Below are 21,032 nucleotides of genomic sequence, written 5' to 3'. Positions count from 1 at the left end.
TAAAAAAAACCTACAATTATCATTTTTGATAAACCTCCCTTAAACTGTAGCATTTTTTTAGCTTTTATGAATAGTTAAAAATATAAAATTTAACGCAGTAAAATAAGTTTATACTATGAGAACAAAAGATTCTCTATTTAACCTTTGCGCCAATAGTAAGCTATTGGCCACTATTTTCTTGCAATAAATTTATATTAAAAATAGAGTATTAAACTATTAAGTTTTGAATATATTGAAAACAAATTACACAAAAAGGTTACTAATTTTAGGAGTCCTTTTAATTAGCTTTAGTCTGCAAGCTCAAGTAAAAAAAGTCTTTACACCTCGTTACAGTGCCTCTATTAATGGAGATGTAAAAATGGTAGGAAACAACATGTTGTCTAGAACGACCACAGGAAGTTATAATGGAGAGCAGGACAATCATGATTTTGTGGACAACGTTTATGTTGACATTGATAGTGATGCTAGTACTTTTAATTCTAGTAGTGCCAATTTAACCAATCCATATCCAAACGACAGTTGTTTAGTAATTGACAAAGTTCTATTGTATTGGGCAGCAGCAGATAAAGGTATTGACGTTGCTGGAATAGAAACCGAAAATCAACCTAACTGGAATTATAACAATGTAAAATTGATGCTTCCAGGTCAAACCACATATACTACTATAAATGCAGACGAGGTAATATATAGAGGTAAAAATCAAAATCCACATTTAAATAATGATCCTTATGTATGCGTTAAGGACATAACTAATAGTGTTAAAAATTTAGGAAACCCTTTTGGTAAATATCAGGTTGCCAATGTAGAGGCTAAAACTGGATTTTTAGTATCACATGAAAACACCAACACTGGTACATCTGGTGGATGGCAGGTAATAATGGTCTATAAAAGTGATAAATTAAAAGCTAGAAACATAACGCTTTTTGATGGTTACGCTAATGTTACTAGTACTCAAAACAATTTTGATATTAATATTTCTGGTTTTCAAACAGTACCAAATGGAATTGTACAATCTGACATTGTTATTGGAGCACTTGAAGGAGATAGATCTTTGACAGGAGACCGATTACAAATATTAAATTCATCAAATACATTTGTTGATATATCTGCACCATTAAGAGACGCTAACAACTTTTTTAATAGTAGGATTACTGTAGGACCAAGTAATGGAGCAAATAATTTTACTGACAGAAATCCAGCGAGCACAAATACTTTAGGTTTTGACGCTGCTGTTTTCCCTTTAAATAACCCTGGTAATTCGTTATTAACTAATAACCAAACCTCTACTACACTTAGATTAACGTCTAATCAAGAAACCTATGGCTTATTTGTTTTAGGTTTTTCTGTTGAAATATATCAACCAGAATTACAGACAATTTTTACAGCAACACCAACTTTAATTACACCAACAAATAGTCCACAAACAATCACCTACACAGCAAATGTAACTAATGTTGGAAATGATAATGCTAATGGTGTATCATTAACCACAGTTATACCTAATGGAGCTGAACTTAATCTTCCAATAACTGGTTTATCATCTGGTATAACTTACACTTACAATAATACCACTAGAACTTTAACTTTTATGGTTCCAAATGGTGTTTTGGAAGCAAGTCAATCTATAAGTTTAAGTTATAATTTGTCTGTTAACGATAATTGTTATTATTTACAAAATAATTGTTCTGGTACATTTGATTCTAATTTAGTAGCCACTTATATCGGACAAATAAATCCTAAAAATATTTCTAGTGGCAGTCACAACGGAATTAATGGATGTGGTGTTGGTAATACTTTAAATACACTTGTAACCATCAATGCACCTGCACCAGCAACATGGGTAACAGCTACATCTGCTTTAGATAGAGAAATAGAATGTAACAATCCAACAGCATTAAGCAATGCGCAAGCTTTAGCACCTGTATCCTCGTGTCCTGGTTTAACACCAATCAAAACTTCGGGTACTTTTGTTCCTTCTAATAATTGTCCAACTTTAGGTACTTACACAAACACTTGGAATTTTACTGATTCTTGTGGACGTACAATTGATAATTATGTTCAAATAATTACAGTTAAAGATACTACAGCTCCAGTTATAGATACAAATGCTTTTGACTTTACAGTACAATGTGATCAAAATAGTCAAGCTGCATTTAATAATTGGTTAGCTACCAATGGTAGTGCTACTGCTACAGATAATTGTAGTGCTGTAACATGGTCAAATAATTATAGTAACTTAAGCAATGATTGTGGTGTAACAGGATCTACTACAGTTACTTTTACTGCTTCTGACGTTTGTGGAAATTCATCTTCAACGACAGCTACTTTCACAATAGAAGATACTGTTGGTCCAACTTTTGACGGATTTCCTAATGATACTAATAACGATCAACCTTCTTGCATTGATGTTCCGGTTTTAAGTTTTGCAAATTATACAGAAGTTTTAGGAGATGGTAATAATAACACCTTTTTACAAGGTGAAAAATTTAGGTTTACTAATGTATCTCCAGGTGTGGATGCTGTAGTAACAATACTTGCTACTATAAATACAACAGTACCTTTATTGGATGATAATGGTAATGGTAGTGTAGACTCTTTTAGACCTCAAACAGCATTTAATTTAACTAATATTGGTGATAGAGCTTACACTGAATATCAAATAGATTTTATTGATAATACAAATAATCAACCAACACCTTTACCAGAATTTTATACGACTTTTAGTGATATTGATGGAAATGCAAATTTTGGAGAAGTAAACTGGACACAATTTACAAATAGTTATACCGTAAATGATCCAACAGATTTAACTATTACTGAAGAAGGTCCTTGGATTGTGGCAACAGCAGGAACAACTGAATATACAGGTGTAACTAATATATATCCGCAAGCTAATATTACTACTAGAAACACAAATACAACCTCATTTAGATTTAGAGTAGGAATTGTAGCCAGAAAAGCTAATGTTTCAGGTAATTTAAGACAACATAATATAGAGTTTGCTTGTATTTCAAATTACACTAACCCAAGTACAATAACTGATGAAATAACGCTGGAATGTAGTGATTTAGAAGATCCTGAAGTACTTACTGCTACTGATAGTTGTAGTAATGCAACAGTAACTTTTAACGAAATAAGAACTGATGGTGATTGTCCAAACACTTACACTTTAGAAAGAACTTGGACAGCAACTGATGATTGTGGAAATGAAACTATCAGAACATTAACAATAAATGTTCAAGATACTACTCCTCCAACTTTTGTCGAGACTTTACCAACTAATACAACAGTAGATGGAGATAATATTCCTGATGCTCCTATTTTAACAGCGACTGATAATTGTGGTGATGCCATAGTTACATTTAATGAAGAAATTGTTGGAGACATTTGTACTGGTAACCAAACAATAACAAGAGAATGGATTGCTACAGATGCTTGTGACTTGACAACATCTCATACTCAAGTTATCACTGTAAACCAACCTGTCTTAACTGCATCAATTGATTCTGTAACTAATATTTTATGTTCAACAGAAGCCACAGGTACTATAAATATTGCTGTTTCTGGAGGTTCTTTACCTTATACATACTCCATTGATGGTGGTACAACATATACATCAAACGCTACGATAAATGATTTAGCAGCTGGTAATTATTCTATTATAGTATTAGACGCTAATGAATGTTCTACTACTTTATCTGCAGAAATTCTTTCTAACTGTACTGACGCTATCGCTGATATCAACAATACATTTGTTGGACAAGCGGTCTTTGGTAATGTATTAACTAACGATGAAGATTTTGAAGGTGATATTCAAACAGTAACTGCTAATACTAATCCAACTAATGGTTCGGTAACTATTGATGCTGCTGGTAATTATACCTATACGCCTAATGCTGGTTTTACTGGCGAAGATACTTTTACTTACACAATCTGTGATGATGGTAATCCTCAAGCTTGTGATACCGCAACTGTATACATCGAAGTTTTACCTGAAAGTGGTCCTGAAAACGAAGCACCTATTGCTAATGCTGATACTGCAACAACGCCTGAAGGTACTCCTGTGGATATTGTGGTCTTAGCTAACGACTTTGATCCAGATGCTGATCCTATTATTATTACTAATAATACAACGCCTGATAACGGAACCGTTACTGTTAATACTGATGGGACTATTACCTATACACCTAATGATGGGTTTATTGGTGAAGATACTTTTGAATATACTATTTGTGATAACGCTTCGCCTGCGCTTTGTGACACTGCAACTGTAACTGTTACTGTGCAGCCAGATGGAACACCTAACACAACTAATGCGAATGATGACGCTTACAATACAACACCAACAACACCTTTAACTGGTAATGTTTTAGAAAATGATAATGATATCGAAGGTAACACTCAAACAGTAACTACAACTACAGTTACTACTGCTCAAGGGGTAACAGTAACTATCGATGCTAATACTGGTGTCTTTACTTATACACCTAATGCTGGTTATGTAGGAACGGATTCTTTTGTATATACTATCTGTGATAACGGAACGCCTCAAGCTTGTGATCAAGCTACTGTATACCTTACAGTTGGTGGTATTGCTAATACTACTGATGCTATCGCTGATATCAACAATACATTTGTTGGACAAGCGGTCTCTGGTAATGTATTAACTAACGATGAAGATTTTGAAGGTGATATTCAAACAGTAACTGCTAATACTAATCCAACTAATGGTTCGGTAACTATTGATGCTGCTGGTAATTATACCTATACGCCTAATGCTGGTTTTACTGGCGAAGATACTTTTACTTACACAATCTGTGATGATGGTAATCCTCAAGCTTGTGATACCGCAACTGTATACATCGAAGTTTTACCTGAAAGTGGTCCTGAAAACGAAGCACCTATTGCTAATGCTGATACTGCAACAACGCCTGAAGGTACTCCTGTGGATATTGTGGTCTTAGCTAACGACTTTGATCCAGATGCTGATACTATTATTATTACTAATAATACAACGCCTGATAACGGAACCGTTACTGTTAATACTGATGGGACTATTACCTATACACCTAATGATGGGTTTATTGGTGAAGATACTTTTGAATATACTATTTGTGATAACGCTTCGCCTGCGCTTTGTGACACTGCAACTGTAACTGTTACTGTGCAGCCAGATGGAACACCTAACACAACTAATGCGAATGACGATGCTTACAATACGACACCAACAACACCTTTAACTGGTAATGTTTTAGAAAATGATAATGATATCGAAGGTAACACTCAAATTGTTACTACAACTACAGTTACTACTGCTCAAGGGGTAACAGTAACTATCGATGCTAATACTGGTGTCTTTACTTATACACCTAATGCTGGTTATGTAGGAACGGATTCTTTTGTATATACTATCTGTGATAACGGAACGCCTCAAGCTTGTGATCAAGCTACTGTATACCTTACAGTTGGTGGTATTGCTAATACTACTGATGCTATCGCTGATATCAACAATACATTTGTTGGACAAGCGGTCTCTGGTAATGTATTAACTAACGATGAAGATTTTGAAGGTGATATTCAAACAGTAACTGCTAATACTAATCCAACTAATGGTTCGGTAACTATTGATGCTGCTGGTAATTATACCTATACGCCTAATGCTGGTTTTACTGGCGAAGATACTTTTACTTACACAATCTGTGATGATGGTAATCCTCAAGCTTGTGATACCGCAACTGTATACATCGAAGTTTTACCTGAAAGTGGTCCTGAAAACGAAGCACCTATTGCTAATGCTGATACTGCAACAACGCCTGAAGGTACTCCTGTGGATATTGTGGTCTTAGCTAACGACTTTGATCCAGATGCTGATACTATTATTATTACTAATAATACAACGCCTGATAACGGAACCGTTACTGTTAATACTGATGGGACTATTACCTATACACCTAATGATGGGTTTATTGGTGAAGATACTTTTGAATATACTATTTGTGATAACGCTTCGCCTGCGCTTTGTGACACTGCAACTGTAACTGTTACTGTGCAGCCAGATGGAACACCTAACACAACTAATGCGAATGACGATGCTTACAATACGACACCAACAACACCTTTAACTGGTAATGTTTTAGAAAATGATAATGATATCGAAGGTAACACTCAAATTGTTACTACAACTACAGTTACTACTGCTCAAGGGGTAACAGTAACTATCGATGCTAATACTGGTGTCTTTACTTATACACCTAATGCTGGTTATGTAGGAACGGATTCTTTTGTATACACTATCTGTGATAACGGAACGCCTCAAGCTTGTGATCAAGCTACTGTATACCTTACAGTTGGTGGTATTGCTAATACTACTGACGCTATCGCTGATATCAACAATACATTTGTTGGACAAGCGGTCTCTGGTAATGTATTAACTAACGATGAAGATTTTGAAGGTGATATTCAAACAGTAACTGCTAATACTAATCCAACTAATGGTTCGGTAACTATTGATGATGCTGGTAATTATACCTATACGCCTAATGCTGGTTTTACTGGCGAAGATACTTTTACTTACACAATCTGTGATGATGGTAATCCTCAAGCTTGTGATACTGCAACTGTATACATCGAAGTTTTACCTGAAAGTGGTCCTGAAAACGAAGCACCTATTGCTAATGCTGATACTGCAACCACACCTGAAGGTACTCCTGTAGATATTGTGGTCTTAGCTAACGACTTTGATCCAGATGCTGATCCTATTATTATTACTAATAATACAACGCCTGATAACGGAACCGTTACTGTTAATACTGATGGGACTATTACCTATACACCTAATGATGGGTTTATTGGTGAAGATACTTTTGAATATACTATTTGTGATAACGCTTCGCCTGCGCTTTGTGACACTGCAACTGTAACTGTTACTGTGCAGCCAGATGGAACACCTAATACAACTAATGCGAATGATGACGCTTACAATACAACACCAACAACACCTTTAACTGGTAATGTTTTAGAAAATGATAATGATATCGAAGGTAACACTCAAACAGTAACTACAACTACAGTTACTACTGCTCAAGGTGTAACAGTAACTATCGATGCTAATACTGGTGTCTTTACTTATACACCTAATGCTGGTTATGTAGGAACGGATTCTTTTGTATACACTATCTGTGATAACGGAACGCCTCAAGCTTGTGATCAAGCTACTGTATACCTTACAGTTGATGGTGTTGCTGGACTTAATGTTGTAAAATCAGCATATAATGCTAATGGTAATTTTTGTATTGTCGCTGAAGATATATTAGTTTTTACTTTCACCGTTACGAACCCTGGTGATTTATTAATAAATTCATTCACTATTACTGATACCTTGTTAGGTGGTAATATTACTGCTGATGTAACACTTTCAGGAGATACTAATGGAGACGGTTTCCTTGCTCCAACTGAAACTTGGATTTTTACAGCTCCTAATTATATTGTAACTCAAGCTGATATTGATTCTGGTTTGATAACTAACTCAGTTTCAATTGTCGGTCTAGAACCTGATGGAATTACAACGGTTTCTGCAAATGATACTTTTGTAATTGATGAAAATAATACTGAAATTTCATTCTGTACTCCTACCAACGGTTTAAATATCGTGAAGTCGGCTGCTATTGCTAATGGTGATGCCTGTCTTGCTTTAGATAGTGAAGTAACATATACTTTCACTGTGACTAATACTGGTACTGTGTCTATTAATACAGTAACTATTAACGATACGTTATTAGGTGGTGATATTACTGCGGATGTAACCCTATCTGGTGATACTAACACTAATGGTGTATTAGAACCTACAGAAACTTGGATCTTTACTGCTCCTAACTACACCGTGACTCAAGCGGATATTGATGCTGGTGTAATTACTAACACAGTAACAGTAACTGGTAATGAGATTCTTAATAACACTGAAGTTTCTGCTAATGATACTTACGTGATTGATGAAAATAATACAGACGTTACCTTCTGTGATCCAACATCTGGTTTAAATATCGTGAAGTCAGCAACTATTGCTAATGGTGATGCGTGTCTTGCTTTAGATAGTGAAGTAACATATACTTTCACTGTGACTAATACTGGTACTGTGTCTATTAATACAGTAACTATTAACGATACGTTATTAGGTGGTGATATTACTGCGGATGTAACCCTATCTGGTGATACTAACACTAATGGTGTATTAGAACCTACAGAAACTTGGATCTTTACTGCTCCTAACTACACCGTGACTCAAGCGGATATTGATGCTGGTGTAATTACTAACACAGTAACAGTAACTGGTAATGAGATTCTTAATAACACTGAAGTTTCTGCTAATGATACTTACGTGATTGATGAAAATAATACAGACGTTACCTTCTGTGATCCAACATCTGGTTTAAATATCGTGAAGTCAGCAACTATTGCTAATGGTGATGCGTGTCTTGCTTTAGATAGTGAAGTAACATATACTTTCACTGTGACTAATACTGGTACTGTGTCTATTAATACAGTAACTATTAACGATACGTTATTAGGTGGTGATATTACTGCGGATGTAACCCTGTCTGGTGATACTAACACTAATGGTGTATTAGAACCTACAGAAACTTGGATCTTTACTGCTCCTAACTACACCGTGACTCAAGCGGATATTGATGCTGGTGTAATTACTAACACAGTAACAGTAACTGGTAATGAGATTCTTAATAACACTGAAGTTTCTGCTAATGATACTTACGTGATTGATGAAAATAATACAGACGTTACCTTCTGTGATCCAACATCTGGTTTAAATATCGTGAAGTCAGCAACTATTGCTAATGGTGATGCGTGTCTTGCTTTAGATAGTGAAGTAACATATACTTTCACTGTGACTAATACTGGTACTGTGTCTATTAATACAGTAACTATTAACGATACGTTATTAGGTGGTGATATTACTGCTGATGTAACACTTTCAGGAGATACTAACACTAATGGTGTATTAGAACCTACGGAAACTTGGATCTTTACTGCTCCTAACTACACCGTGACTCAAGCGGATATTGATGCTGGTGTAATTACTAACACAGTAACAGTAACTGGTAATGAGATTCTTAATAACACTGAAGTTTCTGCTAATGATACTTACGTGATTGATGAAAATAATACAGACGTTACCTTCTGTGATCCAACATCTGGTTTAAATATCGTGAAGTCAGCAACTATTGCTAATGGTGATGCGTGTCTTGCTTTAGATAGTGAAGTAACATATACTTTCACTGTGACTAATACTGGTACTGTGTCTATTAATACAGTAACTATTAACGATACGTTATTAGGTGGTGATATTACTGCTGATGTAACACTTTCAGGAGATACTAATGGAGACGGTTTCCTTGCTCCAACTGAAACTTGGATTTTTACAGCTCCTAATTATATTGTAACTCAAGCTGATATTGATTCTGGTTTGATAACTAACTCAGTTTCAATTGTCGGTCTAGAACCTGATGGAATTACAACGGTTTCTGCAAATGATACTTTTGTAATTGATGAAAATAATACTGAAATTTCATTCTGTACTCCTACCAACGGTTTAAATATCGTGAAGTCGGCTGCTATTGCTAATGGTGATGCCTGTCTTGCTTTAGATAGTGAAGTAACATATACTTTCACTGTGACTAATACTGGTACTGTGTCTATTAATACAGTAACTATTAACGATACGTTATTAGGTGGTGATATTACTGCGGATGTAACCCTATCTGGTGATACTAACACTAATGGTGTATTAGAACCTACAGAAACTTGGATCTTTACTGCTCCTAACTACACCGTGACTCAAGCGGATATTGATGCTGGTGTAATTACTAACACAGTAACAGTAACTGGTAATGAGATTCTTAATAACACTGAAGTTTCTGCTAATGATACTTACGTGATTGATGAAAATAATACAGACGTTACCTTCTGTGATCCAACATCTGGTTTAAATATCGTGAAGTCAGCAACTATTGCTAATGGTGATGCCTGTCTTGCTTTAGATAGTGAAGTAACATATACTTTCACTGTGACTAATACTGGTACTGTGTCTATTAATACAGTAACTATTAACGATACGTTATTAGGTGGTGATATTACTGCGGATGTAACCCTATCTGGTGATACTAACACTAATGGTGTATTAGAACCTACAGAAACTTGGATCTTTACTGCTCCTAACTACACCGTGACTCAAGCGGATATTGATGCTGGTGTAATTACTAACACAGTAACAGTAACTGGTAATGAGATTCTTAATAACACTGAAGTTTCTGCTAATGATACTTACGTGATTGATGAAAATAATACAGACGTTACCTTCTGTGATCCAACATCTGGTTTAAATATCGTGAAGTCAGCAACTATTGCTAATGGTGATGCCTGTCTTGCTTTAGATAGTGAAGTAACATATACTTTCACTGTGACTAATACTGGTACTGTGTCTATTAATACAGTAACTATTAACGATACGTTATTAGGTGGTGATATTACTGCGGATGTAACCCTGTCTGGTGATACTAACACTAATGGTGTATTAGAACCTACAGAAACTTGGATCTTTACTGCTCCTAACTACACCGTGACTCAAGCGGATATTGATGCTGGTGTAATTACTAACACAGTAACAGTAACTGGTAATGAGATTCTTAATAACACTGAAGTTTCTGCTAATGATACTTACGTGATTGATGAAAATAATACAGACGTTACCTTCTGTGATCCAACATCTGGTTTAAATATCGTGAAGTCAGCAACTATTGCTAATGGTGATGCGTGTCTTGCTTTAGATAGTGAAGTAACATATACTTTCACTGTGACTAATACTGGTACTGTGTCTATTAATACAGTAACTATTAACGATACGTTATTAGGTGGTGATATTACTGCGGATGTAACCCTGTCTGGTGATACTAACACTAATGGTGTATTAGAACCTACGGAAACTTGGATCTTTACTGCTCCTAACTACACCGTGACTCAAGCGGATATTGATGCTGGTGTAATTACTAACACAGTAACAGTAACTGGTAATGAGATTCTTAATAACACTGAAGTTTCTGCTAATGATACTTACGTGATTGATGAAAATAATACAGACGTTACCTTCTGTGATCCAACATCTGGTTTAAATATCGTGAAGTCAGCTGCTATTGCTAATGGTGATGCCTGTCTTTCTTTAGATAGTGAAGTAACATATACTTTCACTGTGACTAATACTGGTACTGTGTCTATTAATACAGTAACTATTAACGATACGTTATTAGGTGGTGATATTACTGCGGATGTAACCCTGTCTGGTGATACTAACACTAATGGTGTATTAGAACCTACGGAAACTTGGATCTTTACTGCTCCTAACTACACCGTGACTCAAGCGGATATTGATGCTGGTGTAATTACTAACACAGTAACAGTAACTGGTAATGAGATTCTTAATAACACTGAAGTTTCTGCTAATGATACTTACGTGATTGATGAAAATAATACAGACGTTACCTTCTGTGATCCAACATCTGGTTTAAATATCGTGAAGTCGGCTGCTATTGCTAATGGTGATGCCTGTCTTGCTTTAGATAGTGAAGTAACATATACTTTCACTGTGACTAATACTGGTACTGTGTCTATTAATACAGTAACTATTAACGATACGTTATTAGGTGGTGATATTACTGCGGATGTAACCCTATCTGGTGATACTAACACTAATGGTGTATTAGAACCTACGGAAACTTGGATCTTTACTGCTCCTAACTACACCGTAACTCAAGCGGATATTGATGCTGGTGTAATTACTAACACCGTAACAGTAACTGGTAATGAGATTCTTAATAACACTGAAGTTTCTGCTAATGATACTTACGTGATTGATGAAAATAATACAGACGTTACCTTCTGTGATCCAACATCTGGTTTAAATATCGTGAAGTCAGCAACTATTGCTAATGGTGATGCGTGTCTTGCTTTAGATAGTGAAGTAACATATACTTTCACTGTGACTAATACTGGTACTGTGTCTATTAATACAGTAACTATTAACGATACGTTATTAGGTGGTGATATTACTGCGGATGTAACCCTGTCTGGTGATACTAACACTAATGGTGTATTAGAACCTACGGAAACTTGGATCTTTACTGCTCCTAACTACACCGTAACTCAAGCGGATATTGATGCTGGTGTAATTACTAACACCGTAACAGTAACTGGTAATGAGATTCTTAATAACACTGAAGTTTCTGCTAATGATACTTACGTGATTGATGAAAATAATACAGACGTTACCTTCTGTGATCCAACATCTGGTTTAAATATCGTGAAGTCAGCAACTATTGCTAATGGTGATGCGTGTCTTGCTTTAGATAGTGAAGTAACATATACTTTCACTGTGACTAATACTGGTACTGTGTCTATTAATACAGTAACTATTAACGATACGTTATTAGGTGGTGATATTACTGCGGATGTAACCCTGTCTGGTGATACTAACACTAATGGTGTATTAGAACCTACGGAAACTTGGATCTTTACTGCTCCTAACTACACCGTAACTCAAGCGGATATTGATGCTGGTGTAATTACTAACACCGTAACAGTAACTGGTAATGAGATTCTTAATAACACTGAAGTTTCTGCTAATGATACTTACGTGATTGATGAAAATAATACAGAAGTTACCTTCTGTGATCCAACATCTGGTTTAAATATCGTGAAGTCGGCTGCTATTGCTAATGGTGATGCGTGTCTTGCTTTAGATAGTGAAGTAACGTATACTTTCACTGTGACTAATACTGGTACTGTGTCTATTAATACAGTAACTATTAACGATACGTTATTAGGTGGTGATATTACTGCGGATGTAACCCTGTCTGGTGATACTAACACTAATGGTGTATTAGAACCTACGGAAACTTGGATCTTTACTGCTCCTAACTACACCGTAACTCAAGCGGATATTGATGCTGGTGTAATTACTAACACCGTAACAGTAACTGGTAATGAGATTCTTAATAACACTGAAGTTTCTGCTAATGATACTTACGTGATTGATGAAAATAATACAGAAGTTACCTTCTGTGATCCAACATCTGGTTTAAATATCGTGAAGTCGGCTGCTATTGCTAATGGTGATGCGTGTCTTGCTTTAGATAGTGAAGTAACGTATACTTTCACTGTGACTAATACTGGTACTGTGTCTATTAATACAGTAACTATTAACGATACGTTATTAGGTGGTGATATTACTGCGGATGTAACCCTGTCTGGTGATACTAACACTAATGGTGTATTAGAACCTACGGAAACTTGGATCTTTACTGCTCCTAACTACACCGTAACTCAAGCGGATATTGATGCTGGTGTAATTACTAACACCGTAACAGTAACTGGTAATGAGATTCTTAATAACACTGAAGTTTCTGCTAATGATACTTACGTGATTGATGAAAATAATACAGACGTTACCTTCTGTGATCCAACATCTGGTTTAAATATCGTGAAGTCAGCAACTATTGCTAATGGTGATGCGTGTCTTGCTTTAGATAGTGAAGTAACATATACTTTCACTGTGACTAATACTGGTACTGTGTCTATTAATACAGTAACTATTAACGATACGTTATTAGGTGGTGATATTACTGCGGATGTAACCCTGTCTGGTGATACTAACACTAATGGTGTATTAGAACCTACGGAAACTTGGATCTTTACTGCTCCTAACTACACCGTAACTCAAGCGGATATTGATGCTGGTGTAATTACTAACACCGTAACAGTAACTGGTAATGAGATTCTTAATAACACTGAAGTTTCTGCTAATGATACTTACGTGATTGATGAAAATAATACAGACGTTACCTTCTGTGATCCAACATCTGGTTTAAATATCGTGAAGTCGGCTGCTATTGCTAATGGTGATGCGTGTCTTGCTTTAGATAGTGAAGTAACATATACTTTCACTGTGACTAATACTGGTACTGTGTCTATTAATACAGTAACTATTAACGATACATTATTAGGTGGTGATATTACTGCGGATGTAACCCTGTCTGGTGATACTAACACTAATGGTGTATTAGAACCTACGGAAACTTGGATCTTTACTGCTCCTAACTACACCGTAACTCAAGCGGATATTGATGCTGGTGTAATTACTAACACCGTAACAGTAACTGGTAATGAGATTCTTAATAACACTGAAGTTTCTGCTAATGATACTTACGTGATTGATGAAAATAATACAGAAGTTACCTTCTGTGATCCAACATCTGGTTTAAATATCGTGAAGTCGGCTGCTATTGCTAATGGTGATGCGTGTCTTGCTTTAGATAGTGAAGTAACGTATACTTTCACTGTGACTAATACTGGTACTGTGTCTATTAATACAGTAACTATTAACGATACGTTATTAGGTGGTGATATTACTGCGGATGTAACCCTGTCTGGTGATACTAACACTAATGGTGTATTAGAACCTACGGAAACTTGGATCTTTACTGCTCCTAACTACACCGTAACTCAAGCGGATATTGATGCTGGTGTAATTACTAACACCGTAACAGTAACTGGTAATGAGATTCTTAATAACACTGAAGTTTCTGCTAATGATACTTACGTGATTGATGAAAATAATACAGACGTTACCTTCTGTGATCCAACATCTGGTTTAAATATCGTGAAGTCAGCAACTATTGCTAATGGTGATGCGTGTCTTGCTTTAGATAGTGAAGTAACATATACTTTCACTGTGACTAATACTGGTACTGTGTCTATTAATACAGTAACTATTAACGATACGTTATTAGGTGGTGATATTACTGCGGATGTAACCCTGTCTGGTGATACTAACACTAATGGTGTATTAGAACCTACGGAAACTTGGATCTTTACTGCTCCTAACTACACCGTAACTCAAGCGGATATTGATGCTGGTGTAATTACTAACACCGTAACAGTAACTGGTAATGAGATTCTTAATAACACTGAAGTTTCTGCTAATGATACTTACGTGATTGATGAAAATAATACAGACGTTACCTTCTGTGATCCAACATCTGGTTTAAATATCGTGAAGTCGGCTGCTATTGCTAATGGTGATGCGTGTCTTGCTTTAGATAGTGAAGTAACATATACTTTCACTGTGACTAATACTGGTACTGTGTCTATTAATACAGTAACTATTAACGATACATTATTAGGTGGTGATATTACTGCGGATGTAACCCTGTCTGGTGATACTAACACTAATGGTGTATTAGAACCTACGGAAACTTGGATCTTTACTGCTCCTAACTACACCGTAACTCAAGCGGATATTGATGCTGGTGTAATTACTAACACCGTAACAGTAACTAGTAATGAGATTCTTAATAACACTGAAGTTTCTGCTAATGATACTTACGTGATTGATGAAAATAATACAGACGTAATGTTCTGTCCTCCAACAGGCTCAATAAATATTGTTAAAACTGGTGTTTTCAATAATGATAATGACAATGAATGTACTGAAATTGATGAAACTATATCTTATACTTTCACTGTTACAAACACTGGTAATGTTTCATTAGGTAACATTATTATAACGGATTCATTATTAGATAATGCTATTCCTGCGGTAACTATTTCATTAATATCTGGAGACTTAAACAACAATAATATCTTAGAGCCAACTGAAACTTGGATCTATACTGCGACATATTTAGTTACTCAAATAGATATAGATGCTACAGAAGTAACTAATATAGCAACAGTAAATGCTGTTATAATTGTTAATGGTGAAATAGTGACTAATACTGATCAAATAACAACTGAATTAATAGAAGATATTACTCCTCCTGATACCTCTACTTGTGAAATACTAGATGAGACTATCGAATGTAATGGAGATAATAACTTAGAACTAGCAACAAATTGGGATAATGCTAACATATTAGCTTTAGAGAATTGTGCTACTGATGCTTGTGATGATAATATAGAAGTTACATCTGATTTCGATTATAATAATCTAATATCTACATGTGGAAATAGTGGAACAATCCTAGTAACTTATACTCTTACGGATGCTACTGGAAACTTTAGTATTTATACTGCTACAATCACAATAGAAGACACAACTGGTCCTGACTTAACTGCTTGTACTGTGATTGATGAAACTATCGAATGTGGTGGAACAGATAACCAAACAATTGCTGATGCTTGGAATGCAGAAAACATGACTGCGCTTCAATCTTGTGGTACTGATACTTGTGATGTTGATCCAACTAATACTGTAACGTCTGATTACGACTTTGCTAACTTAGTATCAACTTGTGGTGCTAGTGGTACAATTACTGTTACTTATACTGTAGCTGATGATTGTGGTAACACTTCTCAGTTAACTGCTACACTTACTCTAGAAGACACAACTGGTCCTGACTTAACTGCTTGTACTGTGATTGATGAAACTATCGAATGTGGTGGAACAGATAACCAAACAATTGCTGATGCTTGGAATGCAGAAAACATGACTGCGCTTCAATCTTGTGGTACTGATACTTGTGATGTTGATCCAACTAATACTGTAACGTCTGATTACGACTTTGCTAACTTAGTGTCAACTTGTGGTGCTAGTGGTACAATTACTGTTACTTATACTGTAGCTGATGATTGTGGTAACACTTCTCAGTTAACTGCTACACTTACTCTAGAAGACACAACTGGTCCTGACTTAACTGCTTGTACTGTGATTGATGAAACTATCGAATGTGGTGGAACAGATAACCAAACAATTGCTGATGCTTGGAATGCAGAAAACATGACTGCGCTTCAATCTTGTGGTACTGATACTTGTGATGTTGATCCAACTAATACTGTAACGTCTGATTACGACTTTGCTAACTTAGTATCAACGTGTGGTGCTAGTGGTACAATTACTGTTACTTATACTGTAGCTGATGATTGTGGTAACACTTCTCAGTTAACTGCTACTCTTACTCTAGAAGACACAACTGGTCCTGACTTAACTGCTTGTACTGTGATTGATGAAACTATCGAATGTGGTGGAACAGATAACCAAACAATTGCTGATGCTTGGAATACAGAAAACATGACTGCGCTTCAATCTTGTGGTACTGATACTTGTGATGTTGATCCAACTAATACTGTAACGTCTGATTACGACTTTGCTAACTTAGTGTCAACTTGTGGTACTAGTGGTACTATTACTGTTACTTATACTGTAGCTGATGATTGTGGTAACACTTCTCAGTTAACTGCTACACTTACTCTAGAAGACACAACTGGTCCAGCATTATTAAGTACATTAGATTTACCAAGTAGTGTAATATGTTCTAATGTACCAGAGGTACCACAATTAGACTTTGAAGACACTTGTTCTTTAAACCCAGTCACAGTTGAATTTAACGAAACAACTACATTTACTGGTGAAGAAGAGATTTATGATATCATTTGGACATGGACTGCTACCGATGATTGTGGAAATGAAAATGTGATTACTCATACAATTAATGTGATAACAGAAAACTTTACAACACCTTTAGAAGGTGAAAAATGTATCGAAGATGGTTTAATTGATTTATATGATTATTTACCAGAAGTTTCGGATAACACTATAGAATGGGTTGCAGTTACTGAAGGTGTTACAATAATAGATGGTATTTTTGACCCATTAGAAGTTGAGCTTGGTGATTATGTATTCACTTACACTACTTTAAATAACGGTTGTTTAAATACTTTCGAATTAACAATAACTATTCATGATGATTGTACCGTTTTACCATGTGGTGAAGATGATTTAAAAATTTCTAAAGCTGTAACACCAAATGGTGATGCTTATAACGAATTTTTCACTGTAGGTGGTGTTGAAGAATGTGGATTTATTATCGACATAAAAATCTTTAACCGATTTGGAGATATTGTTTACGAATCTAGAGATTACCAAAACAATTGGAATGGTCAAAGCCCAAGCGGTTCAGTAGGATCTGCAGGAAGGTTACCAAACGGAACATATTATTACGTAATAGATATAAAAGATAGTGGTATTAAACCATTAGCTGGTCCTCTTTATTTAGGAACTAAATAACGATTATAAATGAAAAAAATAAATATATTCAGTATTGCTCTAGTGTTTATATGTAGTTCAGCACAACTATTAGCACAACAGTTGCCCCAATTTTCGCAATACATGTTTAATACTATTTCAATAAATCCAGCATATGCTGGAAGTAGAGAAACTATTAGTGTGGTAGGTCTACATAGAAGTCAATGGGTTGGATTAGCTGGTGCTCCAACAACATCAACGGTTTCTATACATGCGCCATTAAAAAATGAGAAAATAGGTTTAGGACTATCTATTATTAATGACGAATTAGGTTACGAAAATTTTGTTTATGCCTATGGTGATTTTTCTTACACTATTGAGCTTTCTGAAAAAACAAAATTGGCATTTGGTTTAAAAGCTGGATTTACTCATTATAACCTAGACCAAGAAGGTTTTCTAGATGATCCAACAGTAGCGATAGACCCTTTCTTTAGTAATTTTACAAATAGATGGAACCCAAATGTTGGTGTTGGTGCTTATTTACATCAAAACAAATGGTACGTTGGTTTATCTGCTCCAAGAATATTGAATACAGATTATAACGAAAGTGCTTTAGATCCAGAAGTAGACTACATCGCTTTAGAGCGTGTTGGGTATTATTTAACTGCTGGTTATGTATTTGAATTAAATGAATCTACTAAACTTAAACCATCTGCATTAGTTAAATTAACTAATGGTGCTCCTGTATCATTTGACCTAAGTGCACATTTACTATTTGACGAAAAGTTTTGGATTGGTGGAAGTTATAGATATAATAGAGATACATCAACTATTGGTGCGTTGGCAGATTTTCAGGTATCACCTCAAATGAGAATTGGTTATGCCTATGAGCATTATATAACAGATCTAAGACCGTACACTGGAGGAACGCATGAAATATTATTAATGTTTGAAGTCTTTAAACCTACAAAACGTGTTAAATCACCAAGATATTTTTAAAATGAAAATGAAAATAACCGCATATCTTATTTTATTTTTATTTGTACAACAAGCTGTTGCACAAACTAAAGTTGCAGATAACTTTTTTAGAGATTTTTCTTATGAAAAAGCTGCAGAGCTGTATAAGGAAGCAATCAAAAAAGAAGATAGTACAGAACATATATTGAAAAGAATTGGTGACTGCTATTTCAATATTAGTAAGCTTGAAAAAGCAGAATTTTGGTATAATAAAGCCATAAACAAATATCCTTCTATCGATACTGAATACATATATAAATATGTACAAACTTTAAGAAGTCAAAAAAAATACGAATTAGCAAACGACTATTTAAGAACGTTTAATAATAAAAACAAAAAGGATAATCGTATTAAAAATATTGACAACTTTAATATTGAAAACTACAATCAATTAACTAATACAGAGAAGGTATATGTCGAACTTGAAAACCTTCCTATTAATACCAGATATTCAGATTTTGGAGGTTATGAGTTTAAAGATAAGTTATACTACTACTCTACTTGGGTTAAAGATTCTATCACAGATGAAAATGAATTATACGATTGGAATAACGAACCTTTCTTAAATATTTTTGAAGCTGATATAAAAATTGAAAATGCTATTAAATCTTTTAACGATTCAAAAAAACTAAACGCTACGGTAAATACAAAAGATGACCATGAAGGGTTAGTAACTATTACTAACGATGGTAAAACTATGTACTTTACTAGAAACAATGTAAATAAAAAAGAAAAAAGAAAGTACTCTAAAGAAGGGACTTCTTTTTTAAAAATATACAAAGCAACATTATCTGGAAGTACCTGGACTAATGTAACCGAATTACCTTTTAATAAAGATTCGTATTCATGTGGAGCTCCTGCGCTGAGTCCTGATAACAAAACACTATATTTTGTTTCTGATATGGGTGGTGGATTTGGACAAACTGATTTGTATAAAGTAGCAATTAAAAATGATGGTAGCTATGGTACACCTGTTAATTTAGGTCCTGAAATAAATACTGAAGGGAATGAAAAGTTTCCATTTGTAGCCAAGGATTCTACACTGTATTTTTCTAGTGATGCAAACTTAAACCTTGGTTTACTTGATATTTTTGAAAGTAACTTATTAAAAATTAAAAAAAATGATACCACTCAAGTTTACATTAAAAACTTAGGTGCACCATTTAATAGTCCATACGATGACTTCTGTTTTTTTATTGACAACGAAACTCAAACAGGTTACTTGTCTTCTAATCGAGAAGGTGGTCAAGGTGGAGATGATATTTATGCTTTTGGTAAATACCAATGTAATCAAACTGTTTCTGGAATTGCTTATGACGATTTAACTAAAGAACCTTTAGATAAAGTTAGAGTTGTGATATTGGATGCTAATGGTAAAGTCCTAGATACTTATTTTACAGAAAACGATGGTAAGTATGAATTTAAAGAAGTAGATTGTGATAAAACATTTACTGTTATGGCAGAACGTGTTGTGTATAGACCTGATACCAAAGAATTTACTACAACTCCAGTTAACGGAGAAAATACTGAAATTGATTTATATTTAAAACCATTAATTATCGATAATGAAATTGTAATCAATCCTATTTACTTTGATTATGATAAGTCATTTATAAGATCTGATGCTGCATACGAATTAGAAAATATTGTTGCAGTAATGAGAGAGCATCCAAGGATGATTATTAAAATAGAGTCTCATGCAGACAGTCGTGGTCGTGATGCTTATAACCTTAAGCTATCAGATAGACGTGCTAAATCAACAAGAGATTACTTGTACTCTAGAGGTATTGAAAACGATCGTATACAAAGTGCTATTGGTTATGGAGAGTCACAAATACTTAACAAATGTACCAACGGAGTTAAATGCTCTGATGAAGAACATGAGTTTAATAGACGATCTAAGTTTATAATTACCAATCAGTATAAATAA

3 protein-coding genes are annotated in these 21,032 nt (G+C 34.9%); all 3 read left to right on the top strand.

The window, feature by feature from the left end; genetic code table 11:
* The first annotated feature begins 223 nt into the window (after nt 1-223).
* The 3 genes from JM82_RS04540 to JM82_RS16575 are packed head-to-tail and all read left to right on the top strand — an operon-like array spanning nt 224 to nt 21,032.
* A complete protein-coding gene (locus JM82_RS04540; protein ID WP_145001556.1) occupies nt 224-18,127 on the top strand; it encodes an Ig-like domain-containing protein in 17,904 nt (5,967 codons plus the stop codon).
* Between the two features lie 9 nt (nt 18,128-18,136).
* Nucleotides 18,137-19,084 carry a type IX secretion system membrane protein PorP/SprF gene (locus JM82_RS04535; RefSeq protein ID WP_145001555.1) on the top strand — a complete coding sequence of 316 codons (948 nt, stop codon included), beginning with the start codon at nt 18,137-18,139 and terminating at the stop codon, nt 19,082-19,084.
* A 7-nt stretch (nt 19,085-19,091) separates the two neighbouring features.
* Nucleotides 19,092-21,032: an OmpA family protein gene (locus JM82_RS16575; protein ID WP_145001554.1), complete on the top strand. Its 1,941-nt coding sequence runs from the start codon at nt 19,092-19,094 to the stop codon at nt 21,030-21,032.

The sequence above is a fragment of the Olleya sp. Hel_I_94 genome (genome assembly GCF_007827365.1).
Classification (GTDB): Bacteria; Bacteroidota; Bacteroidia; order Flavobacteriales; family Flavobacteriaceae; genus Olleya.
The sequence above is the reverse complement of the archived record's forward strand: the minus strand, read 5'-3'. Positions and strand labels throughout refer to the sequence as shown.

Bases quoted from the DNA above. Each gene is read 5' to 3' on its own strand.
- JM82_RS04535 (WP_145001555.1), top strand. From the start codon at position 18,137: ATGAAAAAAATAAATATATTCAGTATTGCTCTAGTGTTTATATGTAGT.
- JM82_RS16575 (WP_145001554.1), top strand. From the start codon at position 19,092: ATGAAAATAACCGCATATCTTATTTTATTTTTATTTGTACAACAAGCT.